Annotated in this window: 26 protein-coding genes and 1 tRNA gene; 11 read left to right on the top strand and 16 right to left on the bottom strand. The window is 66.2% G+C overall.

The window, feature by feature from the left end; translation table 11 throughout:
* Positions 1–8: 8 nt before the first annotated feature.
* The gene (gene aat / locus PSK12I2_RS0106830) at positions 9–698 is read right to left on the bottom strand and encodes a leucyl/phenylalanyl-tRNA--protein transferase (protein WP_027597794.1); all 690 of its coding nucleotides are present in this window, start codon (positions 696–698) and stop codon (positions 9–11) included.
* A 256-nt stretch (positions 699–954) separates the two neighbouring features.
* Between aat and PSK12I2_RS0106835 the strand changes: the two genes are divergently transcribed.
* Genes PSK12I2_RS0106835 through cysG form a run of 5 tightly spaced genes read left to right on the top strand, consistent with a single transcriptional unit; the run spans position 955 to position 8,137 of the window.
* Positions 955–3,438, top strand: coding sequence for a DNA translocase FtsK (locus tag PSK12I2_RS0106835; protein ID WP_027597795.1), 2,484 nt, complete (start codon positions 955–957; stop codon positions 3,436–3,438).
* Positions 3,439–3,455: 17 nt separating this feature from the next.
* Positions 3,456–4,079, top strand: a complete 624-nt coding sequence (gene lolA / locus PSK12I2_RS0106840) for an outer membrane lipoprotein chaperone LolA (protein WP_007162303.1) — start codon at positions 3,456–3,458, stop codon at positions 4,077–4,079.
* 9 nt (positions 4,080–4,088) lie between these two features.
* Entirely contained in the window at positions 4,089–5,417 is a 1,329-nt protein-coding gene (locus PSK12I2_RS0106845; RefSeq protein WP_027597796.1) for a replication-associated recombination protein A, read from the top strand.
* A 48-nt stretch (positions 5,418–5,465) separates the two neighbouring features.
* Complete coding sequence (gene serS, locus PSK12I2_RS0106850; protein ID WP_027597797.1) at positions 5,466–6,743, top strand: serine--tRNA ligase; 1,278 nt, start codon at positions 5,466–5,468, stop codon at positions 6,741–6,743.
* The gene (cysG, locus tag PSK12I2_RS0106855) at positions 6,743–8,137 is read left to right on the top strand and encodes a siroheme synthase CysG (protein ID WP_007162306.1); all 1,395 of its coding nucleotides are present in this window, start codon (positions 6,743–6,745) and stop codon (positions 8,135–8,137) included. The genes serS and cysG overlap by 1 nt, the downstream gene beginning before the upstream one ends.
* 3 nt (positions 8,138–8,140) lie before the next feature.
* Here cysG and PSK12I2_RS0106860 read toward each other — a convergent pair whose 3' ends face one another.
* The 7 genes from PSK12I2_RS0106860 to PSK12I2_RS0106890 form a co-directional block, all read right to left on the bottom strand.
* Positions 8,141–9,142 (bottom strand): glutathione S-transferase family protein, encoded by a 1,002-nt coding sequence (locus PSK12I2_RS0106860; RefSeq protein ID WP_027597798.1) that lies wholly within the window; start codon positions 9,140–9,142, stop codon positions 8,141–8,143.
* 65 nt (positions 9,143–9,207) lie between these two features.
* Entirely contained in the window at positions 9,208–10,191 is a 984-nt protein-coding gene (locus PSK12I2_RS0106865) for a glycosyl transferase family protein (RefSeq protein WP_027597799.1), read from the bottom strand.
* The gene (locus tag PSK12I2_RS0106870) at positions 10,188–10,499 is read right to left on the bottom strand and encodes a TusE/DsrC/DsvC family sulfur relay protein (RefSeq protein ID WP_027597800.1); all 312 of its coding nucleotides are present in this window, start codon (positions 10,497–10,499) and stop codon (positions 10,188–10,190) included. Before PSK12I2_RS0106870 ends, PSK12I2_RS0106865 begins: the two co-directional genes overlap by 4 nt.
* Positions 10,500–10,501: 2 nt before the next feature.
* On the bottom strand, positions 10,502–10,801 hold the full coding sequence (tusB, locus tag PSK12I2_RS0106875) for a sulfurtransferase complex subunit TusB (protein ID WP_027597801.1): 300 nt from the start codon (positions 10,799–10,801) through the stop codon (positions 10,502–10,504).
* Entirely contained in the window at positions 10,798–11,154 is a 357-nt protein-coding gene (tusC, locus tag PSK12I2_RS0106880; protein ID WP_007162311.1) for a sulfurtransferase complex subunit TusC, read from the bottom strand. The genes tusB and tusC overlap by 4 nt, the downstream gene beginning before the upstream one ends.
* Position 11,155: 1 nt before the next feature.
* Positions 11,156–11,551 carry a sulfurtransferase complex subunit TusD gene (tusD, locus tag PSK12I2_RS0106885; protein WP_027597802.1) on the bottom strand — a complete coding sequence of 132 codons (396 nt, stop codon included), beginning with the start codon at positions 11,549–11,551 and terminating at the stop codon, positions 11,156–11,158.
* Positions 11,552–11,600: 49 nt separating this feature from the next.
* Complete coding sequence (locus tag PSK12I2_RS0106890) at positions 11,601–12,269, bottom strand: Bax inhibitor-1/YccA family protein (protein ID WP_007162313.1); 669 nt, start codon at positions 12,267–12,269, stop codon at positions 11,601–11,603.
* A 127-nt stretch (positions 12,270–12,396) separates the two neighbouring features.
* Here PSK12I2_RS0106890 and PSK12I2_RS0106895 point away from each other — a divergent pair.
* Positions 12,397–12,484 (top strand) — tRNA-Ser (locus tag PSK12I2_RS0106895).
* A 1,070-nt stretch (positions 12,485–13,554) separates the two neighbouring features.
* Here PSK12I2_RS0106895 and PSK12I2_RS0106900 read toward each other — a convergent pair.
* From PSK12I2_RS0106900 to PSK12I2_RS0106935, 8 genes are all read right to left on the bottom strand, one after another.
* Positions 13,555–14,136, bottom strand: a complete 582-nt coding sequence (locus tag PSK12I2_RS0106900) for a hypothetical protein (protein WP_027597803.1) — start codon at positions 14,134–14,136, stop codon at positions 13,555–13,557.
* Between the two features lie 267 nt (positions 14,137–14,403).
* Positions 14,404–14,667, bottom strand: coding sequence for a hypothetical protein (locus PSK12I2_RS0106905; protein ID WP_027597804.1), 264 nt, complete (start codon positions 14,665–14,667; stop codon positions 14,404–14,406).
* A gap of 113 nt (positions 14,668–14,780) precedes the next feature.
* A complete protein-coding gene (folE2, locus tag PSK12I2_RS0106910; protein ID WP_027597805.1) occupies positions 14,781–15,686 on the bottom strand; it encodes a GTP cyclohydrolase FolE2 in 906 nt (301 codons plus the stop codon).
* Between the two features lie 14 nt (positions 15,687–15,700).
* Positions 15,701–16,936, bottom strand: coding sequence for a zinc metallochaperone GTPase ZigA (gene zigA / locus PSK12I2_RS0106915; RefSeq protein ID WP_027597806.1), 1,236 nt, complete (start codon positions 16,934–16,936; stop codon positions 15,701–15,703).
* Positions 16,937–17,134: 198 nt separating this feature from the next.
* Positions 17,135–17,869 carry an SDR family NAD(P)-dependent oxidoreductase gene (locus PSK12I2_RS0106920; RefSeq protein WP_027597807.1) on the bottom strand — a complete coding sequence of 245 codons (735 nt, stop codon included), beginning with the start codon at positions 17,867–17,869 and terminating at the stop codon, positions 17,135–17,137.
* 158 nt (positions 17,870–18,027) lie between these two features.
* Positions 18,028–18,963, bottom strand: coding sequence for a catechol 1,2-dioxygenase (gene catA, locus PSK12I2_RS0106925; RefSeq protein WP_027597808.1), 936 nt, complete (start codon positions 18,961–18,963; stop codon positions 18,028–18,030).
* 36 nt (positions 18,964–18,999) lie between these two features.
* Positions 19,000–19,290 (bottom strand): muconolactone Delta-isomerase, encoded by a 291-nt coding sequence (catC, locus tag PSK12I2_RS0106930; protein ID WP_027597809.1) that lies wholly within the window; start codon positions 19,288–19,290, stop codon positions 19,000–19,002.
* A 23-nt stretch (positions 19,291–19,313) separates the two neighbouring features.
* On the bottom strand, positions 19,314–20,456 hold the full coding sequence (locus PSK12I2_RS0106935) for a muconate cycloisomerase family protein (RefSeq protein WP_027597810.1): 1,143 nt from the start codon (positions 20,454–20,456) through the stop codon (positions 19,314–19,316).
* A 121-nt stretch (positions 20,457–20,577) separates the two neighbouring features.
* Here PSK12I2_RS0106935 and PSK12I2_RS0106940 point away from each other — a divergent pair, with 121 nt between their 5' ends.
* From PSK12I2_RS0106940 to PSK12I2_RS0106960, 5 genes are all read left to right on the top strand, one after another.
* Entirely contained in the window at positions 20,578–21,459 is an 882-nt protein-coding gene (locus PSK12I2_RS0106940) for a LysR family transcriptional regulator (protein ID WP_027597811.1), read from the top strand.
* A 165-nt stretch (positions 21,460–21,624) separates the two neighbouring features.
* Positions 21,625–22,872 (top strand): dienelactone hydrolase family protein, encoded by a 1,248-nt coding sequence (locus tag PSK12I2_RS0106945; protein WP_027597812.1) that lies wholly within the window; start codon positions 21,625–21,627, stop codon positions 22,870–22,872.
* A 4-nt stretch (positions 22,873–22,876) separates the two neighbouring features.
* The gene (locus tag PSK12I2_RS0106950) at positions 22,877–23,671 is read left to right on the top strand and encodes an SDR family oxidoreductase (protein WP_027597813.1); all 795 of its coding nucleotides are present in this window, start codon (positions 22,877–22,879) and stop codon (positions 23,669–23,671) included.
* Positions 23,672–23,747: 76 nt separating this feature from the next.
* Entirely contained in the window at positions 23,748–24,986 is a 1,239-nt protein-coding gene (locus PSK12I2_RS0106955) for a styrene monooxygenase/indole monooxygenase family protein (protein WP_027597814.1), read from the top strand.
* A gap of 10 nt (positions 24,987–24,996) precedes the next feature.
* Positions 24,997–25,524 (top strand): flavin reductase family protein, encoded by a 528-nt coding sequence (locus PSK12I2_RS0106960; RefSeq protein WP_027597815.1) that lies wholly within the window; start codon positions 24,997–24,999, stop codon positions 25,522–25,524.
* Positions 25,525–25,595: the final 71 nt, after the last annotated feature.

Here is a 25,595-nt window from a genome sequence, read left to right on the forward strand (position 1 = left end):
AGTGTAAGTCACCCGCAGGAGGTAGGCCAGGCGGCCATGCTGGCCTGATCCAGGTATTTGGCCAGGTATTCGGCAAAGCGTTCCCGAGAGAGACAGCTCGCGCCGAGACTCTGCAGATGTGCGGTTTGCATCTGGCAGTCGATCATCACGAAGCCCCAGGCCGCCAGGTCCCGGACCAGGGTCACGAAGCCGATCTTGGAGGCGTTGTCGACGTGGCTGAACATGGATTCGCCGAAGAACAGCTTGCCCATGGCGATGCCATAGAGCCCGCCGACGAGCTGGTCGCCGTCCCAGACCTCCACGGAGTGGGCCCAGCCCTGGGTGTGCAACTGCTGGTACGCCTGACGCATCTCCGCGGTGATCCAGGTGCCGTCCGCATCGCGGCGCGGACCGGCGCAGGCCAGGATCACCCGCTCGAACGCCTGGTCATAGGTGACCCGCAGCGGCGTCTTGCGCAGAGTCTTGGCCAGGCTGCGAGAGACGTGCAGATCCGGCGGAAAAAGCACCGTCCGCGGATCCGGCGACCACCAGAGCAGGGGCTGGCCGGCCTGGTACCAGGGAAAGCAGCCATGTCGATAGGCGCTGATCAGGCGCGCCGCACTCAGGTCGCCGCCGATGGCCAGCAGGCCGTTGGGTTCGCGTAGCGCCTGCTGCAGCGGCGGAAAGTCAGGGCTTTCGCGGGTCAGCCATTTCACCATGGTAGGGGAGGGCGCCTTCTGATGGGTGGAGCCGAAGCTGTGCCGCTTGTGCGTAACAAGCTCAAGAAATCGTCATAACTCTTTGTCAGGACAACGAAAGAATGCTCCAATGTTGTGCCTGAAGGCGGTTCCGGTACGGCCGGCCGCTATCGTGCCATGTTTCGCCGTGGGACTGTAGAAGCAGGGCCCGGGCGATCTAGAATGGCGCACTGTTTTTGATTCACGGTCACACGTTCCGTGTGCGGGAAAAGCGCGCTTGAAGCAATCCAGTTCTGTCAGCCACGTCAACCAATGGCGTGAGCATCTGCATTATCGTCTCAAGGAGGTGGTGCTCATCGCACTGGCCGCCTTGTGCCTGTATCTGCTCATGGCTCTGCTGAGCTACGACCCCTCAGATCCGGGCTGGACCCACACCAGTCGCATCGATCAGGTCCATAACACCGCGGGCCGCGCCGGCGCCTGGCTGGCCGACGTGCTGTTCATGGCCCTCGGCTATTTCGCCTTTGTGTTTCCCGTACTGCTCGCCGTCAAGACCTGGCAGATCTTCCGCAAGCGGCATCTGCCCTGGGAATGGAGCGGCTGGCTGTTTTCCTGGCGGCTGACCGGCCTGGTGCTGCTGGTGATCTCGGGTTCGGTACTGGCCTATATCCATTTCCATGCGGCTTCGGCACTGCCGGCGTCCGCCGGCGGCGCGCTGGGCGAGAGCCTCGGGCAGCTGTCGGTCGCCGCCCTCAATGTCCAGGGCAGCACGCTGCTGTTCCTCGCGCTGTTCCTGCTGGGGCTCACCGTCTTCACCGACCTGTCCTGGTTCAAGGTGATGGATTTCACCGGCAAGGTCGTGCTCGATCTGCTGGATCTGGTGCAGGGTGGCTTCAGCCGCCTGGCCGGCGGTCGCCGTCAGGCTCCGGAGCTGGACGTCTTCGACGAGCCGGTGTCACCGCCGGTCGCCCGCAAGAGCAAGGCGCGTGACGTGCCGGTTCCGGTCGCCGACGAAGACCTCGACGACCTGCTCGACATCGCGCCCCCGCCACGGGTCGAGCGCGCCGCGCCGCGCATCGAGATGCCGGCGCCCAGTCGCTTCGTCGCCGAGCCGGCGGAGTCCGCACCAGTTGCAGCCGCACCCGTCGCGGCGGCTGCCAGCGTGGCCATGCCCAGCCCGCCGCCGCGCAAGGCTGCGCCGGCGCCAGCCCCTGCGCCTTATGCGCCGGCAGCCGCCGTCACCCGTGTCGATGCGGACCTGGAGGGCACCCTGCCGCCGCTATCGATCCTGGATCGCGCCGAAAAGAAACAGCAGAGCTACTCGCCGGAATTCCTCGAAAACATGTCGCGCCTGCTGGAGGTCAAGCTCAAGGAGTTCGGCGTCGAGGTGCTGGTGGAGAGCGTCCATCCCGGCCCGGTGATCACCCGCTTCGAGATTCAGCCGGCGGCCGGGGTCAAGGTCAGTCGCATCTCCAACCTGGCCAAGGACCTGGCGCGCTCCCTCGCCGTGTTCAGCGTCCGGGTGGTGGAAGTCATTCCCGGCAAGACCACCGTGGGTATCGAGATTCCCAACGAGGATCGCCAGATGGTGCGCTTCTCCGAGGTGCTCGAATCGCCCGAGTATGCCGCGGCCAAGTCGCCCGTCACCCTGGCCCTGGGTCACGACATCGGCGGCAAGCCGGTGATCACCGACCTGGCCAAGATGCCGCACCTGCTGGTCGCCGGTACCACCGGCTCCGGTAAGTCGGTGGGCGTGAACGCCATGCTGCTGTCGATCCTGTTCAAGTCCAGCCCGGAAGACGCGCGGCTGATCATGATCGATCCCAAGATGCTGGAACTCTCGATCTACGAGGGCATTCCGCACCTGCTCTGTCCGGTGGTCACCGATATGAAGGAAGCCGCCAACGCCCTGCGCTGGAGCGTGGCGGAGATGGAGCGGCGCTACAAGCTGATGGCGGCCATGGGCGTGCGTAACCTGGCTGGCTTCAACCGCAAGGTGAAGGACGCCGAGGAAGCGGGCACGCCGCTGACCGATCCACTCTATCGTCGCGAGAGCATGGACGACGAGGCGCCGCTGCTGAAGACCCTGCCGACCATCGTGGTGGTGGTGGACGAATTCGCCGACATGATGATGATCGTCGGCAAGAAGGTCGAAGAACTGATCGCGCGGATCGCGCAGAAGGCGCGAGCGGCCGGCATCCACCTGATCCTGGCCACCCAGCGTCCCTCGGTGGACGTCATCACCGGTCTGATCAAGGCCAACATCCCGACGCGGATGGCCTTCCAGGTGTCGAGCAAGATCGACTCCCGGACCATTCTCGACCAGGGCGGCGCCGAACAGCTGCTCGGTCACGGTGACATGCTCTATCTGCCGCCGGGTACCGGCCTGCCAATTCGTGTCCACGGCGCCTTCGTGTCCGACGACGAGGTCCATCGCGTGGTCGAGGCCTGGAAGGAGCGCGGCGCCCCCGACTACATCGAAGACATCCTCAGCGGCCCGGACGAGGGCGGCGGGGCAGGCTTCGAGGGGGGTGGTGGCGAAGGCGGCGAGAGCGACGAGGACGATCCGCTCTACGACGAAGCGGTGCGCTTCGTCACCGAGAGTCGTCGGGCTTCCATCTCCGCGGTCCAACGCAAGCTCAAGATCGGTTACAACCGGGCGGCACGCATGATCGAAACCATGGAAATGGCCGGTGTCGTATCGCCCATGAACACCAACGGCTCGCGTGAGGTCACAGCGCCTGCTCCGGTGAGAGACTGACATCCATGAGGACCTCGATGCACAAGCTGCGTTGCTTCGCCCTGGCCGCCCTGGCCGCCGTAAGCTTTTCCGCCCATGCCGACCAGGCGTCGGTGGGTCGCCTGTCGCAATTGCTGGACAAGGCCCAGACCCTGACCGCGCGCTTCTCCCAACTGACCCTGGATGGCTCGGGTACCCGCCTGCAGGAAACCGCCGGCAACATGAGCCTCAAGCGTCCCGGGCTGTTCCGCTGGCATTCCGATGCCCCCCAGGAGCAACTGCTGGTGTCCGATGGCAAGCAGGTCTGGCTGTACGACCCGGACCTGGAGCAGGTCACCATCCGCAAGCTGGACCTGCGCCTGACCCAGACGCCGGCGCTGCTCCTGTCGGGCGACATCTCCAAGATCGAAAGCAGCTTCGACGTCACCAGCAAGGACGCCGGCAACGTCGTCGACTTCGTGCTCAAGCCCAAGACCAAGGACACCCTGTTCGACAGCCTGCGGCTGTCCTTCCGCAACGGCGTGATCAACGACATGCAGTTGATCGACGGTGCCGGTCAGCGAACCAACATCCTCTTCTTCAACGTCAAGCTCAACGAGCCGGTGGCCGCGTCCCAGTTCACCTTCCAGGTGCCCAAGGGAGCCGACGTCATCCAGGAGTGATCGCACCCCATGGATCTCTTCAGCACCGCACCCGTCGGGCAGCCCTTGGCTGCCCGCATGCGTCCCGAGACCCTCGATGAATACGCGGGTCAGCAGCACCTGCTGGCACGGGGCAAGCCCCTGCGCGAGGCGCTGGAGCAGGGTGCGCTGCATTCGATGATCTTCTGGGGGCCGCCAGGGGTGGGCAAGACCACCCTGGCGCGGCTGCTGGCGCAGGTCTCCGATGCCCATTTCGAAACGCTGTCGGCGGTGCTCTCCGGGGTCAAGGAGATCCGCCACGCGGTGGAGGTGGCCAAGCAGCAGGCTGCCCAGTATCGTCGCCGCACCATCCTCTTCGTCGACGAGGTGCACCGCTTCAACAAATCGCAGCAGGATGCCTTTCTGCCCTATGTCGAGGATGGCACCCTGATCTTCATCGGGGCGACCACCGAGAATCCCTCCTTCGAGCTCAACAACGCGTTGCTCTCGCGAGCGCGGGTCTATGTGCTCAAGAGCCTGGACGACGAGGCCCTCGCCGGCCTGGCACGCCGCGCCCTGACCAGCGCCAAGGGCCTGGGCGAGCGCCAGCTGAGTCTGCCCGACGACGCCCTGGCGCTGCTGCTGGCCGCCGCCGACGGCGATGGCCGCCGACTGCTCAACCTGCTGGAAAACGCCGCGGACCTGGCCGAGGATGGCGGCGTCCTGGACGCCGAGCTGTTCCAGAGTCTGCTGGGCGATCAGCGCAGGCGCTTCGACAAGGGCGGCGAGGCCTTCTACGACCAGATCTCGGCGCTGCACAAATCGGTGCGGGGCTCGAATCCCGATGGCGCGCTCTACTGGTTCGCGCGGATGATCGACGGTGGCTGCGATGCACTGTACATCGCCCGGCGGGTGGTGCGCATGGCGAGCGAAGACATCGGCAACGCCGATCCGCGCGCCCTGAGCCTGTGCCTGGACGCGTGGGATGTACAGGAGCGCCTGGGCAGTCCGGAAGGCGAGCTGGCCATCGCCCAGGCGATCGTCTATCTGGCCTGCGCGCCCAAGAGCAATGCCGTCTACCTGGGTTACAAGGCCGCCCTGGCCGATGTGCGCCAGAACGGCTCGCGCGAGGTGCCGCTGCACCTGCGCAACGCACCGACCAAGCTGATGAAGAATCTCGGCTACGGCGACGAATACCGCTATGCCCACGATGAGCCTGAGGCCTATGCCGCGGGCGAGGACTACTTTCCCGAAGAGCTCGAGCCGCGCCGCTACTATGAGCCGGTTCCCCGTGGGCTGGAGCTGAAGATCCGCGATAAACTGCAGCACCTGGCGGACCTCGACCGGTCCAGCCCGCGCCAGCGCCGGCGGCGTTCCTGACCCCCCCGCCCGCGCCGTTGCCCCCATTCCTAAGCAAGAGAAACGGACATGCTTGATTCGAAACTGGTTCGCACCCAAACCGAGGAGGTGGCCGCACGTCTGGCGACCCGTGGCTACGTCCTGGACGTCAGCCTGGTGGAGTCGCTGGAAGCTCGTCGCAAGGCCGTGCAGACCCGCACCGAGACCCTGCAGGCCGAGCGCAATGCCCGCTCCAAGGGGATCGGCCAGGCCAAGGCGCGCGGTGAAGACATCGCGCCGTTGCTGGCCGAGGTCGATCGCATGGGCAGCGAACTGGAAGAAGCGAAGCGCGAGCTGGATCTGGTCCAGGGCGAGCTGGATGCCCTGCTGCTGGGCCTGCCCAACCTGCCCGACGCCTCGGTGCCGGTCGGCAAGGACGAAGACGACAACGTCGAAGTCCGTCGCTGGGGCACGCCGCGTGAGTTCGACTTCGAGATCAAGGATCACGTCGCCCTGGGCGAGACCCACGGCTGGCTGGACTTCGAGACCGCCGCACGTTTCTCGGGCGCCCGCTTCGCCGTGATGCGTGGCCCCATCGCCCGCCTGCATCGTGCGCTGGCGCAGTTCATGCTCAACCTGCACACCGGCGAGCACGGCTACGAAGAGACCTACACGCCCTACCTGGTGCAGGCCGAAACCCTGCAGGGCACCGGTCAGCTGCCCAAGTTCGAGGAAGACCTGTTCAAGATCGGCCGCGAAGGCGAGAGCGATCTCTACCTGATCCCCACCGCCGAGGTCACCCTGACCAACCTGGTCGCCGGCCAGATCCTCGACGCCAAGCGTCTGCCGCTCAAGTTCACCGCCCATACCCCCTGCTTCCGCAGCGAAGCCGGGGCCTCGGGGCGCGACACCCGCGGCATGATCCGTCAGCACCAGTTCGACAAGGTGGAGATGGTCCATATCGTCGAGCCGAGCACCTCCTTCCAGGCCCTGGAAGAGCTGACCGGCCACGCCGAGACCGTACTGCAGCGCCTGGAACTGCCCTACCGGGTGCTGTCGCTGTGCACCGGCGACATGGGCTTCGGTGCCACCAAGACCTACGACCTGGAAGTCTGGGTGCCGAGCCAGGGCAAGTATCGCGAGATCTCGTCCTGCTCCAATTGCGGTGATTTCCAGGCGCGCCGCATGCAGGCCCGCTATCGCAACGCCGAGGGCAAGCCCGAGCTGGTGCATACCCTCAACGGCTCCGGCCTGGCCGTGGGTCGTACCCTGGTCGCCGTGCTGGAGAACTATCAGCAGGCCGATGGCAGCATCCGCGTTCCCGACGTCCTCAAGCCCTACATGGGTGGCCTCGAGGTCATCGGCTGATGGACTACCTGCCGCTCTTCCACAAGCTCGACGGCCGTCCGGTACTGGTGATCGGCGGGGGCGATATCGCCCTGCGCAAGAGCGTGCTGCTGGCCGAAGCCGGCGCGCTCATCACCCTGGTGGCGCCGGAGATCGAGCCTGAGGTGCGCGCCTTCGTCGAGGCGCGGGGCGGCAGTTGCCGGGTCGAGCGCTATGCGGCGGACCATCTCGCCGGACATTGCCTGGTGATCGCGGCCACCGACGATGACGAGGTCAACGAGAGGGTGTCCCACGATGCCCAGGCCCTGGGCCTGCCAGTCAACGCGGTGGATGCGCCGAAGCTGTGCACCGTGATCTTCCCGGCCATCGTCGATCGTTCGCCCCTGGTGATCGCCATTTCCAGCGGCGGTGACGCCCCGGTGCTGGCGCGCCTGGTGCGGGCCAAGCTGGAGAGCTGGATCCCGGCGACCTACGGGCAGCTGGCGCAACTGGCCCAGCGCTTTCGCGCCCGGGTGAAGACGCGCTTCGCCGATCTGCAGGCGCGGCGGATCTTCTGGGAAGAGGTGTTCCAGGGCGAGGTCGCGGAAAAGGTCTTTTCCGGCCAGCCCCAGGCGGCCGAGCAATTGCTGGAAGCCAAGCTGACCAGCGAGACCGCCACCTTTCGCGGCGAGGTCTATCTGGTCGGCGCCGGTCCCGGCGATCCGGATCTGCTGACCTTCCGCGCCCTGCGGCTGATGCAGCAGGCCGACGTAGTGCTCTACGACCGCCTGGTGGCCCCAACCATCCTCGACATGTGCCGGCGCGATGCCGATCGCATCTATGTCGGCAAGCGTCGCGCCGAGCATGCGGTGCCGCAGGATGATCTCAATCGCCTGCTGGTCAAGCTGGCCCGGGAGGGCAAGCGGGTCCTGCGATTGAAGGGAGGCGATCCCTTCATCTTCGGTCGCGGGGGCGAGGAAATCGAGGAGCTGGCGGCCGAAGGCATTCCCTTCCAGGTGGTGCCGGGCATCACCGCGGCCAGTGGCTGTGCGGCCTATGCCGGCATTCCCCTGACCCACAGGGACCATGCCCAGTCGGTGCGCTTCGTCACCGGCCATCTCAAGGACGGCTCGGCCGATCTGCCCTGGACCGATCTCGTGGCGCCGGGGCAGACCCTGGTGTTCTACATGGGCCTGGTGGGACTGCCCACCATCTGCGAGCAACTCATCGCCCATGGCAAGGATCCGGCAACGCCGGCGGCGTTGGTGCAACAGGGCACCACGCTCAATCAGCGGGTATTCACCGGTACCCTGCAGGATCTGCCGCAGCTGGTTGCCGAGCATGAGGTCCACGCGCCGACGCTGGTGATCGTCGGCGAAGTGGTGGCACTACGCGAGAAGCTGGCCTGGTTCGAAGGCGCCCAGACGACGGTCTGACACCTAGACCGCGCCCTGGATGCCGGCACTGCTCAGGGCCTCGCGGCCATGGGGCAGATCCAGCTCCAGGGCCGGCCCCTTGGGCACGATACCGGTCGGATTGATCTGCGCATGGCTGCCGTAGTAGTGGTGCTTGATGTGCTCGAAGTCCACGGTCTCGGCGATCCCCGGCCACTGATACAGCTCCCTCAGCCAGCCCTGTAGCGCCGGATAGTCCCGGATGCGCCGCAGGTTGCATTTGAAGTGGCCGTGGTAAACGGCGTCGAAGCGAATCAGGGTGGTGAACAGGCGCCAATCGGCTTCCGTCAGCCATTCGCCGGTGAGATAGCGCTGGGTCTGCAGCAGCTTTTCCAGGTTGTCGAGGGTGGCGAAGACCTCGTCGAAGGCCTCTTCGTAGGCCTCCTGGGTGGTAGCGAAGCCAGCCCGGTAGACGCCGTTGTTGACCGTCGGATAGATGCGCTCGTTGAGGGCGTCGATGCGCCCGCGCAGGGCCTCCGGGTAGAGGTCCAGGCGATTGCCGGTCAGCTCGTCGAAGGCGCCGTTGAACATGCGGATGATCTCGGCGGATTCGTTGCTGACGATGCGCTCCTCCTGGCGATCCCAGAGCGCCGGCACGGTAACTCGGCCGGTGTAGTCGGCCTGGTCGCGCTGATAGAGCTGGTAGAGACGCTCAAGGTGATAGAGGTCGTCACCACTGGAGCCCTTGGCCAGGTCGAAGGTCCAGCCTTCCTCGCGCATCAGCCAGCTGACCACCGAGACGCCGATCAGGTCCCTGAGGCCCTTGAGCTGGCGATAGATCAGGGTGCGGTGGGCCCAGGGACAGGCCAGGGACACATAGAGGTGGTAGCGCCCGGCTTCCGGGGCATAGCGCGAGGCGCCTTGCGGAATGGCTTGCTCGGGGCGGGCGATCCAGTCCCGACGCTGGGCCTCTTCCCGTTTGAAATGGCCATCCTTGCCATTGTCGTACCAGCGGTCCTGCCACTGCCCATCGACCAACAAGCCCATATCGTCATCCTCCGCTGCGTTGCGGTTAGGAACCCGGGGAGCCGCTCCGGGTTCCTGAGGCGACGTCAGAGCGTCCGGTCGCGCGCTTCCCAGCGTCGCTCGGCTTCGCGCTGGGCGCTGGCCTGGTCCTGGCCCAGGGCGCGCAGGGCCACGGCCAGGGTGGCGATGACCGCCAGGCGCCCATAGGGGTCTTCCGCTTCCCCCCGCCAGGTGGCGGCGAGCAGGACCGGATCGAGGCGCTCCGGCTTGACCTGGCGACGCTCCGTCAGCGCCGGCCAGCTTTCGTCCCAGGCTTTGCCACCACGGGTGCCGTAGAGGTGGGCGATGACATCGGGATTGCGCTCGACTTCACCGCCTTCGCCCTTGATGACGATGCTGTCATCACCCAGCAGACGACTGGCCTCGCGGTGCACCTCTTGGTAACCCGGATGGAAGATGCTCTGCAGGATGCAGCGCGCCTGGCTGGGGTTGAGCAGCCGGACCAGGGAGTGGATCGGCGAGCGCAGGCCGAGCTCGGCCTTGAGATCGATCATCCGCTGCAGGGCCGGCATCCAGGCGGCCAGCGGCAGAAAGGCCGGCTGACCGCGATCGAGCAGGGCGCCGACGTCCTGCCAGTCAGTGGCGGTCGGCATCCCCAGGTCGGCCAGGCACTGTTCGGTATAGAGTCGGCCCGCGGTGTGGGTACCACCGCCATGCACGACCACCCGCACGCCACTGCCGGCCAGGCATTTCACCGCCAGCAGGTACCAGGGCAGGTGACGCTTCTTGCCCGCGTAGGACGGCCAGTCGAGATCGACGGCGAAACCTGGCGGCTGCAGCCGCGCCCGAACGGCGCGGGTAAAGCCGGCCAGTTCCTCGGCGCTCTCTTCCTTGTGTCTGAGCAGCATGAGAAAGGCGCCGAGCTGGGCTTCGGTCACCTGGCCGTCGAGGATCAGGCCCATGGCCATCTCCGCCTCGGCCTCGGTCAGACTGCGGGCGCCGCGCTTGCCCTTGCCCAGGGCCCGGACATAGACGGCGAAGGGATGTTCTTCGGGCGTGGTGAGGGTCATAGGCAATTATCCGGTTTCGGCAGGCCGGCCAGTTTGGCGCCGAGCTTGGCCGGCGCGCCCTTGAACAGCAGATTGAGCTGCAGACTGGTGCCCAATTCCGGGCCCAGCGCCTGGGCAATGTACTTGATCAGCGGCCGGTTGGCTGGTGAAAGCTGGAATTGCGCGTAGAAGTCACGCAGCGCCTGCAGCACCTGCCAGTGGCGCTCGGTCAGCTCGATGCCTTCCTTGAGTGCCAGTTGCTGGGCTACTTCGGGACTCCACTGGGAGAGGTCGCGCAGATAGCCTTCGGGGTCGAGGTCGAGAGGCATGGCTAGGTCCAGCTGATGACCTTGGCGCAGCTCACGCTCAGGTCGACGAAGGTGGGGTAGTCGATCAGGGTCACGGCCCGCTCGGGTTGTAGGCGACGCGCCTGGACGTCTTCCGCCAGGGCATAGAGGGCCGCCTCGGCCGGGAGTTGCGTCAACAACTCCGCCGCCGCGCTGCCAGGGCGCAGGGCCTCGACGGCAGCGCCGGTGAGCAGAACGGCGTCTTCGCCGCGGACCCAGCTCAGGCCGTCCAGGGCGCCGGCGTCCAGCAGCGGCGAGCGGGAAAACAGGTGCAGGGTAGTCAAATGGAAATCACCTGGTCATGGTCGTGGATCAGCGCCATCAGCCCCTCGGGCTCCAGCGGAGTCACCCAGGCGGGCAACTGCTCCGGCGTGATGCCCAGGCGGTGTAGGGCGGCGGCTTCAGCGTAGATGGCCTCGACACCGAACAGCGGCAGCGCAGAGAGGTTGGCGCTCAGGTCCTTCTGCTCAATGGCTGCACTGTCGGCCGCCAGCAGCTGGGTTACGCCAGGACCCGCGAACAGCAGCGCCAGGGGCAATTCGAAGGCACCACCGGCCAGTACGATATCCAGCGCCTCGCGCGGACCGGGGCCGCTCAGGGCCGGTTGGCGGGAGATGACGAGAGTACTCCTGGCCATGCTAGTCGCCTCCAAAGCAGAGCAGGCGATCGGCGTCCTGCACCGCCTCGTGCAACTGGCCCAGGCCGGACAGCTGCCAGGGCGCCCGCACGTTCACCGCGCCCTCACGTTCGTAGCGCCGCGCTTCGTTCTCGTCCAGCAGCCCGCGCTTGAGGGCGGCGGCGATGCACACCACGGCGTCGATCTGGTGGCGTTCGATCAGCTCGCGCCAACGGACGGGCAGATCGGATTCGTCCTGGCCACTCACGAGGGCGTGAGAGGCGTTATGGACGCCGTCGCGGTAAAGAAAGAGGCGCGACAGCTCGTGACCCCCGGCCAGCAGCGCCTCGCAGAAGCGCAGGGCCCGACGCGCCGAAGGCGCCTGGGGTGGAGAAAGGACAACGATGGCAAATTTCATGGATGTAAAAAGGCCCGCCGAAGCGGGCCTCTTGGGCTACCGCTGGTGATCAATCGTTGTTGCTGGCGAATCCGAAGATCTGCAGCAAGCTGATGAACATATTGTAGATCGAGACGTATAGGGTGATGGTAGCCATGATGTAGTTGTCTTCACCACCGTGCACGATGGCGCTGGTCTGGAACAGGATGGCCGCGGCGGCGAACAGCACGAAGCCCGCGCTGATGGCCAGTTGCAGGCCGCTGATCTGGACGAAGAAGGACAGCACCACGGCGCCCAGCAGGATCCAGAAGCCCGCCATCAGAAAGCCACTGAGGAAGCTCATGTCCTTGCGGCTGATCAAGGCGTAGGCCGACAGGCCGAAGAAGGCCAGGGCGGTCATGCCGGCAGCGGAGGCGATCACGCTGCCACCGTTGGGCAGGCCCAGGTACATGTTCAGGATCGGGCCCAGGGTGTAGCCCATGAAGCCGGTGAGGGCGAAGGTACTGACCAGACCCCAGCCGCTGTCGCGGGTCTTCACGGTCAGGAAGAACAGGCCATAGAAGCCGATCAGGACCACGAAGATGTTGGGGTAGGGCAGCCGCATCTGCTGCGAGACGAAGGCGACCAGGCCGCTGAACGCCAGAGTCATGGCCAGCAGGGCATAGGTGTTGCGCAATACACGGCTGACGTCCCGCGGTTGCGCGATAGCAGGGTTGTAGGCGTATTGACGCTCGTTCATGGTGTACTCCAAAGCTAAATTAACGGTGTGATGTACCGTACGACCCCGAAGATAGCAAATGTTGCTTAAGGATCGCTTGCGACTGTTTGACAGTGTGTTGCCATCAGGTACTATGCGCCCCTCTTACGGAAGTGTGGCCGAGTGGTTTAAGGCAGCGGTCTTGAAAACCGCCGACTCGCAAGGGTCCCAGAGTTCGAATCTCTGCGCTTCCGCCATCTGCGAAGCCCCGTTCTTACGGGGCTTTTTGCTGTCTGCAGGGTCGAATTTCAAGAGCGCTCGGGCGAGAAAAAAGAGCTGTTCCGAAGTTCTTTCGGAACGGCGCCGATGCCTGACCTTCTATAGCCCTCGACTTGATGAGGGTGAGCATCGCGGCAACCCTGGCCCCCGAACGAGAGCCAGGGCTGAGCTGAGTGCGATCGTGGGGAACTGCCTTTTGAGATGAGCAGGCAGAACGGCTTGAGTCAGGACGTGCCAAGCATCGTCAAACTATCGGTCATCCGCTGAAGCTGACGACCCTGGTCACGCGCCATCGTCAGCAGGCCACCATGGCCACCACGAAGATAGTTGCCAACCCGATACACATGGCACCCAGGGTGAGCGCCAGTAGGCCCTGATCGCTGGCCAGCGATCGTGGACGAATGAGTGCAGATTTGAGCGGGACGCTATTTAGCCGGCCGTGGGGCCTCGACTCGAAGAGCGTCACTGTCCTTGTCAATTGATAGCGCAACTGAAATATCCTTTTCAGTTTCGGTACTGGGCTGCGGCACCCAGCTATTGGCCGCGATTGTGGCTTCAGCGAAGCTCAACAGCAAGACCATTGCTGCTACGCAGGTTCCTATGGCAATCGCATTGATTACCTTCTGTTCTTTCACAGGCGCATTCATGTTGCTTGCCTAGCCCGGGTCCACGTCGAATGAGGTGGTCTGACAACCGCAGGCGGCAGAAGTGCGGAGGCATTAGGTTTTCGCGATCAACCCAGGCCCCCGTCACCGCGGTAAGGCGTCGCTATTCAGCGCGATACCGCGATCCACAGCTGAGCGTTGCGCTCAGCTCAGTTGAATACCGGTTTCGCCCGCTATCCTGTCTGACGACTTTGTACTCCGGTCTTCCTGCTCCCACATGCCACCGCCGCCGATGACTGCAACTCGGCTGAAACCCCTCGTGCGCCCCGGCGTTCGTATCGATGGCGGTGCGATATGCTCCGCTGCGGATCCAGTTCCAGTATCTGGACATGAAAAAGCCCGCGCGAAGCGGGCTTTTTCCAGACCGAGGAGCAGCGTCCCAGTCAGGGCGTGTTGCCCTTGGCCAGGGCGGCAGCGATGGCCGGTGCGTCGATGGCGTTGGTCAGGACCTGGGTGCCCGAAAGGATGACATTGTTGGTCGGGCCGCTGCCTTTGATCTCGTCGCTGGCGAGCAGCTTGCCCTGGTCGTCGAGGACCTGGGTGATGACGTCATAGTCGAAGCGGACGCGCATGTAGGCGTCGGATTTCCACTCCCGCAGTTTCAGCACCAGCAGCTTCTGGCCCTGGGGCGCGCGGTCGCTGGCCTGGCTGGGCATGGCGGTGATGGCGGCGCGGGCCAGGGCCTTTTTCACGGCGTCCTGCAGGTCGGCGGAGAGGGGGCTACCGCTGTAGGTGCGGACGCTCCAGGGGTTGTAGTAGAGACCGCGGATGTTGCCGACGTAGGTGGCGTCCTTGTTCTGGGCGACCACATAGGGGCGCTCATCGAGTACCGCGACGGCGACCGGCTTGTCGGCCTTGACGGTGAGTTGCGGGGCGGTCTGGCGGTAGTCGATCTTCTGGCCGATGGCGCAACCGGCCAGTTGCAGCGCAGCGAAGGTGATGAACAAGAGATGGGACGGCTTCATGCGAAACTCCTTTTTCGAGAGGCGCGCAGTCTAAGCCATCAGCTCCGTCATGCCAAAATAATGTGATGCAGGTCACTAAATATCTGGATGGCCACGAGTCGATTGCCGGGCTCCGCAGCCGGGTGGATGCGCCTGGCACGCTTATCAGTGGGGTAGGCAGGCCAGGGGATTACCTGCCTTTCAGTGGCGGGGACTCACGCAGCCTCAAGGCAAGGCACAGCGCTCAATGATAAGACAGTCCCCAGATTCTGCCCCGACCCGGGCGGGCTACAGCGTCTTCTTGTATTCCTTGTCCACCTTCTTGTCTTCGTGGTGGCGTTCCTTGTCCAGGTGGGTATCGGTGCGGTTGGCTTCGTCGGCGGCATGGGCCGCACCCTTGTCGACTTCCTTGCGGTCGTGGCGGGCGTCCTTGCTCACATCCCGGCCGTCCTGGCGGATGCTCTTTTCCACCGGGCTTTCGGCCAGCGCGACACCTGTGGCGAGGACACTCAGCAAAACGGTCATGGCTGCTGCGGTAAGGCGGGATTTCATCGAGAAGCGCTCCTGAATCGAGAGAGAGGGAGTGGCCGTCCAGAGCGACCGCTTCGTTTGCAGTAAAGCGGTAAAGCGGCCGTTTTGAAAGGAAAGCTGCAGAGACGCCCTGTTCAAGCGGGCGAGCTGGAGGCCCAGGCGGACGCATCGTGCGGATGCAGACTCTCCAAATGGCGCACCTGGAGGCTCACGTCCCGGTAGTTGTCACGCAGGGCGACCAGCAGGCGGCGGGCGGCGTCCTCGACGAACATCAGGTTGCTGCCATTTAGCGCGGCGAAGGCCTGTTCGTCGGCGCGCTTGACGGCGGTCTGCACCGGCGTGCCCAGGGCCTGTTCGCACTGGTCGATCAGGGGCAGCAAGCCGAAGTCGACTGCCCCGGCCGGCAGGCTGATCCGTACCCGGGCCAGGCTGCGCTGGCTGTGCGGGGTGGCCAGGGAGGCGTGACGGCTCAGCCAGTGGGCGACGGTGGCGGGATCGAGCTGCGTGGTGGTCCCGTGTTCGGCCAGAAAGGCCCGTTCGATCAGTTGCCGGGACAGGGCGGCGGAGCAGGGACAGGTGGAGGCGTAAAGGATCTCGACGCGCGCGCTGAGCTTGAAAGCGCCGGCTACCCAGCTGGCTTCCAGGCGTACGGGATAGCGTTTCCAGCCACTTAGCTCGGCGGTCACCAGGGCGGGGCGGCGGATCAGCAGGGCGAAGTCCAGCCGCAGGCGGGCGGCGCGGGAATCGCAGCTGCGGTGGCTGGCGACCATGTCGCTCAGCAGCAGACGCAGACGCTCTGGCGTCAGGAGAGCTTCGCCGCCCAGGCGATCCAGCAGTTGATAGAGGCGGGACATATGGATGCCCTTGGCGGTGGCCGCGGGCAGGTCGACCTGGACGTCGGCCCTGGCGGGCAACAGGCCGCCGAGATCGGCGTGGCCGAGGCGGATCGGCAGGTCGATACCCTGCATGCCGACCCAGTCGAGGGCGGCGGGCAGGGTGGCGGTCTCGCTGAGGGAGACATCGGGGAGGATGGCGTTCATGGGCAGGGCTCGCTTCAGTGCGGATCGGTGGCCTGGGGCCAGTCGCTGAAGGGGTTGTGCAGGCGCATCCAGGCCGCGGGGCCGGCGGCGAGTTCGCTGTCGGTCAGCAGGCAGGCATCCAGGCGGGCGCGCAGGGCGGCTTCGTCCATGTCCATGCCGATGAGTACCAGTTCCTGGCGAGCATCGCCGACGCCCTCGTGCCATTTTTCCTTGATGAGGGCGACGGTTTCTTCATCCTCCGGCCACTGCTCGGGCGGTACCGCGGCCCACCAGCGCCCGGCCACGCCATGGCGGGCCACGGCGCCGGCCTGGGACCAGGTGCCGGCATGGGCGGGATGGCTAGCCAGCCAGAAGTAGCCCTTGGAGCGGATCACGCCAGGCCATTCCCCCTCGACCAGGGCGAAGAAGCGCTCGGGATGGAAGGGGCGGCGGGCCTGATAGACAAAACTCGAGATGCCGTATTCCTCGGTCTCGGGGGTATGTTCGCCGCGCAGCTCCTGCAGCCAGCCCGGCGCCTGGGCGGCTTTGTCGAAGTCGAAGAGTCCCGTCTGCAGCACCCGCTCCAGCGGTACGGCGCCAAAGCTGGCCAGTTCCAGTCGTGCGCGGGGATTGAGGCTGCGCAGGATGGCCAGCAGCCGATCGCGTTCCGCCGGTTCGATGAGGTCCAGCTTGTTCACCACCAGGACGTCACAGAATTCGACCTGCTCGATCAGCAGGTCGACCACGGTGCGTTCGTCTTCCTCGCCCAGGGATTCGCCGCGGGATTCCAGCAGATCGGTGGAGGCGTAGTCGCGCAGGAAGTTGAAGGCATCCACGACGGTGACCAGGGTGTCGAGCTGGGCGACGTCGCCCAGGCAGCGCCCGTCTTCGCCGGCGAAGGTGAAGGTTTCGGCCACGGGCAGGGGCTCGGAGATCCCGGTGGATTCGATGACCAGCTGATCGAAGCGGCCCTCGCGGGCGAGGCGTTCGACTTCCAGTAGCAGGTCTTCGCGCAGGGTGCAGCAGATGCAGCCGTTGCTCATCTCCACCAGCTTTTCCTCGGTGCGCGACAACTCGGCGCCGCCGTCGCGGACCAGGGCGGCGTCGATGTTGACCTCGGACATGTCGTTGACGATGACCGCCACCCGCCGGCCTTCGCGGTTGTTGAGAATATGGTTGAGCAGGGTGGTCTTGCCGGCGCCGAGAAAGCCGGAGAGCAAGGTGACAGGGAGTTTCTGGCTGGGGAGGCTGGCTAGGGTCGTCATGGTCATCACGGCTAGGGTAGGTCGTAGGGCGGGCGCGTCCCTGTAGGGGATGCTCCAGAACTTTATAACACGTTATAACATAACATTTAGTGCAGGTTAAGGACGGACCTGTTCCCTGCACGGCGTCTTCTTCAGCTAACCGGGTGGGTGACTCGAGCCGCCCGCCATTGATCCAGGCGGACTGCCCTCGGTCACAGGCGCCAACTAGACGTGCTGACCGCCGTTGATATGGATCTCGGCACCGTTGATGTAGCAGGAGCGTTCGCTGCAGAGGAAGTAGATGGTCTCGGCCACTTCGTCGGGGGTACCCAGGCGCTTGAGCGGGACCTCGGCTTCCACCAGGCCATCGGTACCGGGCGAGAGGATGGAAGTGGCGATCTCGCCCGGTGCTATGGCGTTGGCGCGGATGCCACGGGGACCGAATTCATGGGCCAGTTCCCGGGTCAGCGCGGCCAGGCCTGCCTTGGAGGCGGCATAAGCCACTCCGGCGAAGGGATGCACTCGCGAACCGGCGATGGAGGTGACGTTGACGATGCTGCCTCGAGCGGCTTCAAGCTCCGGCAGCAGGGCGCGGGCCAGCAGGGCGGTGGAAACCAGATTGACGTTGAGGACGTGGGTCCAGGTCTCGGCATCCGACGCGGCTACCCCGAGGCGACCGCCATCCGGCCCCTTGGGCGAGATGCCGGCATTGTTGACCAGGGCATCCAGCTTGCCGCTGGGCAGGCGCTCGCGGACGGTGGCGACCAGGCGATCGATCTGGGTGAGGTCGGCGAGATCGGCCTGGATGTGCGCGTCGCGGGCTTCCGGCCAGGCGCATTCTTCGGAGAACGGGTGGCGGGAGACGGTGAGCAGACGCCAGCCCAGGCTGCGGAACAGCTTGACCGTGGCGTGACCGATTCCGCGACTGGCGCCGGTGAGCAGCATGGTGCGCTGGGTCATGGGCTACCCCGGCAGGCAGCGGGGCGGACGAGGGGCGACAGGACGGGCATGGTGGGTGACTCCGGCGTCTGGCAGGCCGGTTCACTATGCCCAAGCAGGACAGGTGGGGCAATCGATGGACCTGTCCTCACCGGCGGACCGATGAGGACAGGGTGCCTTCAGGCTTCTTCGAGGGCGCGCGGGCGGGCACTGCGCTGCTCGGCGGTGGGTTCTTCGGCGGGCTGCAATTCGAAGTCGAAGTCGATTTCGGCGAACTGGCTGCCGTCGAGGCCACGGGCGCGGGCGGCGTTGGCGTCGTCGTGGAAGTGGATGTCGGCGATGAGTTCGTCGCGGGTGGCGTAGGCGAAGTCATCGTGCAGGTACTTGTCGCCGGCCAGGTTGATCTGGGTGGTCAGGTGGCGATGGCCGGGAGCGGAGATGAAAAAGTGGATGTGCGCCGGGCGCTGGCCATGGCGGCCGAGGCCGTCGAGCAGGCGCTGGGTGGGGCCGTCCGGCGGGCAACCGTAGCCGGAGGGCACGATGCTGCGGAAGGCGTAGCGGCCCTCGGCGTCGGTGCGGATGCGTCGGCGCAGGTTGAATTCGGACTGCGCCGGATCGAAGTAGGAATAGGTGCCGCCGGTGTTGGCGTGCCAGACGTCCACCAGGGCGCCGGCCAGCGGGCGACCCTCGGTGTCGCGCACCTGGCCGGTCATGAACAGCGGCACGCCGGCGTCCTGGCCATCATCGAGCCGGGCTTCGCCTTCGCACAGAGGGGCACCGGCCACATAGAGCGGGCCTTCGATGGTGCGCGGGGTGCCACCGGTGCGGCCGGCCTGTTCGTCCTGGGCATCCAGCAGCAGATCCAGATAGTGCTCCAGGCCGAGGCCGGCGACCAGCAGTCCGGCTTCCTGGCGCGCGCCCAGGTCGTTGAAGTAGCTCACCGCCTGCCAGAATTCCTCGGGCGTCACCTCCAGGTCCTCGATCATGCGGATGCTGTCGGTGAGGATACGGTGCACGATGGTCTTGAGGCGCGGATTGCCGGCGTCCTGCTCGAAGCCGCTGGCGACTTCAAAGAACTTCTGCACATCGGCGGTCTGGGAAAGGGCTAGGGTCATGGAGCGATCCTCGGTGTTGTTGTTATGGGCGGCCAATCAACGGTCGTCGGTGTGGATGGAGGAGGGGTGCCGGCACAGGGCGGTGACCTCGATCTCCATATAGGGGTAGAGCGGCAGTTGCAGCAGGGTATCGTGCAGCGCCTGGGTATCGGCCACGTCGAAGATGCTGACGTTGGCGTAGAGCCCGGCGATCCGCCAGAGGTGGCGCCAGGTGCCCTGGCGCTGCAGCTCCTGGGCCAGTTCCTTTTCCGCCTGCTTGAGTCGCGTGGCGTCGGCGGCGGGCAGATCGTGGGGCAGTTTGACGGTCATGCGGACCATGAACAGCATGGTGAATCCTCCACGGGGCGTGATCAGGCGGTGGCGACGGCGAGGTTGCTGCGATCGCGACGGAAATGGGCGAGGCGGTCTTCGTCGAGGCTGACGCCGAGGCCGGGACCCTGGGGTAGCAGCAGCTGGAAGTCGCGATAGGTCGGCGGCTCGACGAGGATGTCCTCGGTGAGCAGCAGTGGACCGAACAACTCGCTGTGCCAGTCCAGCCGCTCCAGGGTGGCGAAGGCATGGGCCGAGGCCAGGGTGCCGATGCTGCCTTCGAGCATGGTGCCGCCATAGAGGCCGATGCCGGCCGCCTGCGCCAGGTGGGCGACCTTGAGCACCGCCCGCGGACCGCCGGTCTTGGCGATCTTGAGCGCGAATACCGGGGCGGCACCGGCACGGGCCAGGGCGAAGGCGTCGGGGAGGCTCTCGATGGCTTCGTCGGCCATCACCGGCGCCGGACTGCGGGCGCTGACCCGCGCCAGGGCCTGGACGTCATGGCGCGGCACCGGCTGTTCGATCAACTCCACCCCGGCGTCGGCCAGGGCCTGGCAGGCGCGCAAGGCCACGCCTTCGCTCCAGGCCTGGTTGACGTCGACCCGCACGCTGGCGCGATCGCCCAGGGCGCGCTTGATGGCTGCCACGTGGGCGATGTCCCGGGCCGGTTCGGCCGCGCCGATCTTGAGTTTGAAATGGCGATGGCGGCGCAGGTCGAGCATGCGTTCGGCTTCGGCGACGTCCTTGGCGGTATCGCCGCTGGCCAGGGTCCAGGCCACCTCCAGTCCCTGTTGTACCCGGCCGCCGAGCAGTTCGGCGAGGCCCAGGCCGCGACGCTGGCCCTGGGCGTCGAGCAGGGCGGTCTCCAGGGCCGACTTGGCGAAGGTATTGGCGCGCACGCTGCGCTCCACGCGCTGCATCACTGCATTGAGGTTGTCGGCGTCCTGACCGATCACCAGGGGCGCCAGATAGGTGTCGAGGTTGGTCTTGATGCTTTCCGGGCTCTCCCCGGCGTAGGCCAGGCCGCCGATGGTGGTGGCTTCGCCGAGGCCCTGGCTGCCGTCGCTGCAGGTCAGGCGCAACAGCACCAGGGTCTGCCGCTGCAGGGTATGCATGGCCAGCTTGTGCGGGCGGATGGTGGGCAGGTCGACGAGGCAGGTGTCCAGGCGTTCGATGCTGATCATGGGCCGAATCCATCAGGGGCGGTCGTTGCCGCGTGTTCTTGTAGGGACGGCCTTCAGCTTGCGAGTTGCCTCCACGGCAGTCCAATATCCGTTGCGTGTTCTACGATACCCTGGAGGTATGATGGAGCTGCGGCATCTGAGGTACTTCTTGGTCCTGGCGGAGACCCTCAACTTCACCCGCGCGGCCGAACGCCTGCACATGGCCCAGCCGCCGCTCAGCCGGCAGATCCAGCAACTGGAAGAAGAGCTGGGGGTGAGCCTGCTGGAGCGCGGCCGGCCCTTGCGCCTCACCGAGGCCGGGCGCTATTTCCAGGAACACGGCAGTCGGTTGCTGGCGCAGCTGGACGAGGTGCGCGACGGCACCCGGCGGGTGGCCGAGGGGCGCAAGCGCTGGTTGGGCATCGGATTCGCGCCGTCCACCCTCTATGGCGCCCTGCCGGAACTGATCCGCCGACTGCGCACCGATGCCGGGCTGGAGCTGGGGCTGTCCGAGCTGATCACCCTGCAGCAGCTGGAGGCGCTCAAGAGCGGACGCATCGACATCGGTTTCGGTCGCATCCGCATCGAGGATGCCGCGGTGGTACAGGAGGTGTTGCACGAGGACCCGCTGGTGGCGGTGCTGCCGGCCGGGCATCCGTTGCTGGGCGCGCCGGTGAGTCTGGCACGCCTGGCGCAAGAGCCCTTCGTGCTCTATCCCTCCGCGCCACGACCCAGTTATGCCGACCACGTGCTGGCGCTGTTCGCTCGCGAAGGAGTGAACATCCGCGTGGCGCAGTGGGCCAACGAATTGCAGACGGCCATCGGCCTGGTGGCGGCCGGACTGGGGATCACCCTGGTGCCGGCCTCGGTGCGCCGGCTGCACCGCGACGACATCGACTACGTCTCCCTGAGCGATACCCAGGCGGTTTCGCCCATCGTCATCAGCTACCGGGCCGGCGATCGCTCGCCGCTGCTGGCGCATTGTCTGGCGCTGGTGCAGGAGACCGCTGCGCAACAGGCCTGAAGCCCCGACCAGCCGTGGCCTGGGCGGGATTCACCCGACGCCCGGGTGGCGGCCGCCGCGTAATTAGCTGCGCCAAGGGGATGGTCGCGGCAGTCTGCGGACAGCCCCGCAGCGCGCACCGCGCCGAAGATGATTCCAGACCTGAGCAACCTGGAGTCTCTTGCGATGACCGGATCCTATATCCACGTACCTGCGCCGTCCGGCGCCTTCGACGCCTACTTCGTGCCCTCCATCGACGGTCGCGGTCCGGGCATCGTCCTGTGCCAGGAGATCTTCGGCGTCAACGCCGCCATGCGCGCCGTGGCCGACCAACTGGCCGAGGAGGGCTACAGCGTGCTGGTGCCGGACCTCTACTGGCGCCAGGCGCCGCGCATCGAACTGGGCTACACCCCCGAGGATTTCGAGAAGGCCTTCGGCCACTACCAGGCCTTCGACGAGGGACTGGGCGTGGTGGACATCGGCGCCGCCCTCGACCATTTGCGTAGCCTGCCCGAAGTGAGCGAAGCCGGGCTCGGCGTGGTGGGCTACTGCCTGGGTGGCAAGCTGGCCTACCTGGCCGCCTGCCGCTTGCGCCAAGTGGCTTGCGCCGTCGGCTACTACGGAGTCGGTATCGAAAAGGCCCTGGGCGAGTTGGAAGGCTTGAGTGGGCGCCTGGTGCTGCATTTCGCCGAGGCCGACCAATTCTGTCCGGCGCCGGCGCGGGAAGCCATCCTGGCGGCCCTGGCCGAGCGGCCGGGTACCGAGGGTTACGTCTACCCCGGCGTCGACCATGCCTTCGCCCGGCCCGCCGGCCATCACTACGACAAGCCCGCCGCGCTGCTGGCCCATGAGCGCACCATCGCCGCGCTGCGCCGCACCCTTGGCCCCGACTACAACCTGTCGGCGCTGTGGGAAGAGCACATCCGCCACGAATTCGATACCCGCGACGTGCCGGCAACCATGGCCACCATGGTGCCCGAGCCCTACGTCAACCATATCCCGACCATGACCGGCGGGGTCGGCTATCGCGAACTGGCGCGCTTCTATCGCTACCACTTCGTGCATGGCAATCCCAAGGATATGAAGCTCACGCCGATCTCGCGCACCGTGGGTGCCTCGCAGATCGTCGACGAATTCGTCATGAGCTTCACCCACGACGAGGCCATCGACTGGATGCTGCCGGGCGTCGCGCCGACCGGCCGCCATGTCGAGATCCCCATGCTGGGGGTGGTGAAGTTTCGCGGACCCAAGCTCTACCACGAGCACATCTACTGGGATCAGGCCAGCGTGCTGGTGCAGATCGGCCTGCTCGACCCCCAGGGGCTACCGGTGGCGGGCGCCGAGACCGCGCACAAGCTGCTCGACGAGACGCTGCCATCCAACACCCTGATGCCGAGCTGGGCTTCCAGCGCAGGCAAGTCCATCGAGGAGTGAGGCCATGAGTCTGCATTCCCTCGATGGCAAGACGGTGGTCATCAGCGGCAGTGCCACCCTGATCGGCCAGGCGGTGGCCGAGGCACTGGTCGCGGCAGGCGCTCGGGTGGCCCTGCTGGACATCGACCCGAACGGCGCGGCCGGTGCTGAGGTGCTCGGCGAAGCGGCGTTCTTCCTGACCGTGGACCTGACCGACGATGCGGCGTTGGCGCTCGCGATAGCTGCCATCCGCGAACGCTTCGGCGCGGTGGCTGGCCTGGTCAACCTGGCCTGTACCTATCTCGACGATGGCCTGGAGTCGTCGCGCGGCGACTGGCTCAAGGCGCTGGACGTGAACCTGGTGTCGGCGGTGATGCTGGCCAAGGCGCTGCACCCCGACCTCAAGGCGCGGCGCGGGGCCGTGGTCAACTTCACCTCCATCTCCGCCGACTGCGCCCAGACCGGTCGCTGGCTCTACCCGGTGTCCAAGGCGGCGCTCAAGCAACTGACTCGCAGCATGGCGCTGGACCTGGCGGCGGACGGCATCCGCGTCAACTCGGTGTCGCCGGGCTGGACCTGGTCGCGGGTGATCGCCGAGGTCAGCGGCGGGGATCGCGCTCACGCCGACCGCGTCGCCGCCGACTTCCATCTGCTCGGCCGCCTCGGCGAGCCGGCGGAAGTGGCCCAGGTGGTCGCCTTCCTCTTGTCGCCGGCGGCGAGTTTCGTCACCGGCGCCGACTACGCCGTGGACGGTGGTTATTCGGTCATGGGACCGGAGCGCAACCAGCCGGCCATTCCACGCCTCGCCGAACGGGAGTGATGCCATGCAGAACCCCTTCTGGCGCCTGTTCAACGGCTTCACCCCCACCCGCAACTCGACTCCCCGGAGAACCTCCATGCGTCGTATCGCCATCGTCGGGGCCGGCCAGGCCGGCCTGCAACTGGGCCTGGGCCTGCTCGCCCAGGGCTATCATGTCACCCTCACCACCAACCGCACCGGCGAGCAGGTGCGCGCTGGCAAGGTCATGTCCAGCCAGTGCATGTTCAACACCTCATTGCAGACCGAGCGCGACCTGGGGTTGAATTTCTGGGAAGACCAATGCCCCGCGGTGGAAGGCATCGGCCTGGCCGTCCCCGATCCCGTGCACCCAGACCGTCCCGCCTTCCAGTGGAGCGCCCGCCTGGAGCGCTATGCCCAGGCGGTGGACCAGCGCCTGAAGATGCCGGCCTGGATGGACGAATTCGAGCGCCGCGGTGGCGAGCTGATCATCCAGGACGTCGGCTTGGCCGAGCTGGAAACCCTGAGTGCCAGCCACGACCTGACCCTGCTGGCCGCCGGCAAGGGCGAGGTGGTCAACCTGTTCGCCCGGGATACCGAGCGCACCGTCTTCCAGCAGCCGCAACGCGCCCTGGCGCTGACCTACGTGAAGGGCATGACGCCCATGTCGCCCTATTCGCGGGTGGCCTTCAATCTCATCCCCGGCGTGGGCGAGTACTTCGTCTTCCCCGCGCTGACCCTGAGCGGACCCTGCGAGATCATGGTCTTCGAAGGTATCCCCGGCGGCCCCATGGACTGCTGGCAGGACGTCACCTCGCCGGAACAGCACCTGGAGCGCAGCCTGGAGATCGTCCGCCGCTTCGCGCCCTGGGAGGCCGAGCGCTGCCAGAACCTGGAGCTCACCGATGCCGGCGGCGTGCTGGCCGGGCGCTTCACGCCCATGGTGCGCAAGCCGGTGCTGCGCCTGCCCTCGGGCCGGCCGGTGTTCGGCATGGCCGACGCCCTGGTGGTCAACGATCCCATCACCGGCCAGGGCTCCAACAATGCCGCCAAGTGCAGCAAGGTCTACCTGGAGGCCATCCTCGCCCAGGGCGACGCCGCCTTCACCCCTGACTGGATGCACCAGACCTTCGAGCGCTACTGGGACTATGCCGGCGAGGTGGTGAAGTGGACCAACAGCCTGCTGACCCCGCCACCACCGCACATCCTCGACCTGCTCGGCGCCGCCAGCCAGTCCCAGGCCATCGCCTCGAACATCGTCAACGCCTTCGACGATCCCCGGCGTTTCGCGCCCTGGTGGTTCGAGGCGGATGCCTGCCAGACCTTCATCCGTGAACGCCTGAGCCAGGCCGCCTGAGGAACTCGCCATGACCCTAGACGCACTCGAACTCATCGCCGCCGATCCGACCAATCCACGCGCCTTGCGCAACCTGCTAGGGCAGTTCGCCACCGGCGTCACCGTGATCACCACCCGCGGTCGCGATGGCCGCAAGGTGGGCATGACCGCCAACTCCTTCTCCTCGGTGTCCCTGGAGCCGCCGCTGGTGCTCTGGAGCCTGGCCCGTCAGGCACCGAGCCTGCCGGACTTCCTGGCCGCCAGCCACTTCGCCATCCACGTACTGGGCAGCGACCAGCACCAGCTCTCCGGCCACTTCGCCCGGCCGGCGGAGGACAAGTTCGCCGGCATCGCTCACGTAGAGGGCACCGCCGGGGTACCGCTGCTGGAGGAGGCGGTGGCCACCCTGATCTGCCGCAACCACGTCCAGTACGAGGGTGGCGACCACCTGATCTTCCTTGGCGAGATCGAGCACTACCGACACAGCGGCGGAGAACCGCTGGTCTTCCACGCCGGCCAGTACCGGGTCGCCAGCGCGCATCCGGCGCTGAGCGCCTGAGCCTCGGCAGCGCCCGTCGATTCCACTCGATCGGCGGGCGCTGCCCTTTCGAATCTGCCTTTCGCGAGCAC

Origin of the sequence: Pseudomonas sp. MOIL14HWK12:I2, assembly GCF_000510745.1 — a bacterium.
GTDB classification, from domain to species: domain Bacteria; phylum Pseudomonadota; class Gammaproteobacteria; order Pseudomonadales; family Pseudomonadaceae; genus Chryseomonas; species Chryseomonas oryzihabitans.

Excerpts from the sequence above, each read along its gene's own strand:
- aat (WP_027597794.1), bottom strand. The coding sequence starts at position 698 with ATGGTGAAATGGCTGACCCGCGAAAGCCCTGACTTTCCGCCGCTGCAG.
- lolA (WP_007162303.1), top strand. The coding sequence starts at position 3,456 with ATGCACAAGCTGCGTTGCTTCGCCCTGGCCGCCCTGGCCGCCGTAAGC.
- PSK12I2_RS0106845 (WP_027597796.1), top strand. The coding sequence starts at position 4,089 with ATGGATCTCTTCAGCACCGCACCCGTCGGGCAGCCCTTGGCTGCCCGC.
- serS (WP_027597797.1), top strand. The coding sequence starts at position 5,466 with ATGCTTGATTCGAAACTGGTTCGCACCCAAACCGAGGAGGTGGCCGCA.
- cysG (WP_007162306.1), top strand. The coding sequence starts at position 6,743 with ATGGACTACCTGCCGCTCTTCCACAAGCTCGACGGCCGTCCGGTACTG.
- PSK12I2_RS0106860 (WP_027597798.1), bottom strand. The coding sequence starts at position 9,142 with ATGGGCTTGTTGGTCGATGGGCAGTGGCAGGACCGCTGGTACGACAAT.
- PSK12I2_RS0106865 (WP_027597799.1), bottom strand. The coding sequence starts at position 10,191 with ATGACCCTCACCACGCCCGAAGAACATCCCTTCGCCGTCTATGTCCGG.
- PSK12I2_RS0106870 (WP_027597800.1), bottom strand. The coding sequence starts at position 10,499 with ATGCCTCTCGACCTCGACCCCGAAGGCTATCTGCGCGACCTCTCCCAG.
- tusC (WP_007162311.1), bottom strand. The coding sequence starts at position 11,154 with ATGGCCAGGAGTACTCTCGTCATCTCCCGCCAACCGGCCCTGAGCGGC.
- tusD (WP_027597802.1), bottom strand. The coding sequence starts at position 11,551 with ATGAAATTTGCCATCGTTGTCCTTTCTCCACCCCAGGCGCCTTCGGCG.
- PSK12I2_RS0106890 (WP_007162313.1), bottom strand. The coding sequence starts at position 12,269 with ATGAACGAGCGTCAATACGCCTACAACCCTGCTATCGCGCAACCGCGG.
- PSK12I2_RS0106900 (WP_027597803.1), bottom strand. The coding sequence starts at position 14,136 with ATGAAGCCGTCCCATCTCTTGTTCATCACCTTCGCTGCGCTGCAACTG.
- PSK12I2_RS0106905 (WP_027597804.1), bottom strand. The coding sequence starts at position 14,667 with ATGAAATCCCGCCTTACCGCAGCAGCCATGACCGTTTTGCTGAGTGTC.
- folE2 (WP_027597805.1), bottom strand. The coding sequence starts at position 15,686 with ATGAACGCCATCCTCCCCGATGTCTCCCTCAGCGAGACCGCCACCCTG.
- zigA (WP_027597806.1), bottom strand. The coding sequence starts at position 16,936 with ATGACCATGACGACCCTAGCCAGCCTCCCCAGCCAGAAACTCCCTGTC.
- PSK12I2_RS0106920 (WP_027597807.1), bottom strand. The coding sequence starts at position 17,869 with ATGACCCAGCGCACCATGCTGCTCACCGGCGCCAGTCGCGGAATCGGT.
- catA (WP_027597808.1), bottom strand. The coding sequence starts at position 18,963 with ATGACCCTAGCCCTTTCCCAGACCGCCGATGTGCAGAAGTTCTTTGAA.
- catC (WP_027597809.1), bottom strand. The coding sequence starts at position 19,290 with ATGCTGTTCATGGTCCGCATGACCGTCAAACTGCCCCACGATCTGCCC.
- PSK12I2_RS0106935 (WP_027597810.1), bottom strand. The coding sequence starts at position 20,456 with ATGATCAGCATCGAACGCCTGGACACCTGCCTCGTCGACCTGCCCACC.
- PSK12I2_RS0106940 (WP_027597811.1), top strand. The coding sequence starts at position 20,578 with ATGGAGCTGCGGCATCTGAGGTACTTCTTGGTCCTGGCGGAGACCCTC.
- PSK12I2_RS0106945 (WP_027597812.1), top strand. The coding sequence starts at position 21,625 with ATGACCGGATCCTATATCCACGTACCTGCGCCGTCCGGCGCCTTCGAC.
- PSK12I2_RS0106950 (WP_027597813.1), top strand. The coding sequence starts at position 22,877 with ATGAGTCTGCATTCCCTCGATGGCAAGACGGTGGTCATCAGCGGCAGT.
- PSK12I2_RS0106955 (WP_027597814.1), top strand. The coding sequence starts at position 23,748 with ATGCGTCGTATCGCCATCGTCGGGGCCGGCCAGGCCGGCCTGCAACTG.
- PSK12I2_RS0106960 (WP_027597815.1), top strand. The coding sequence starts at position 24,997 with ATGACCCTAGACGCACTCGAACTCATCGCCGCCGATCCGACCAATCCA.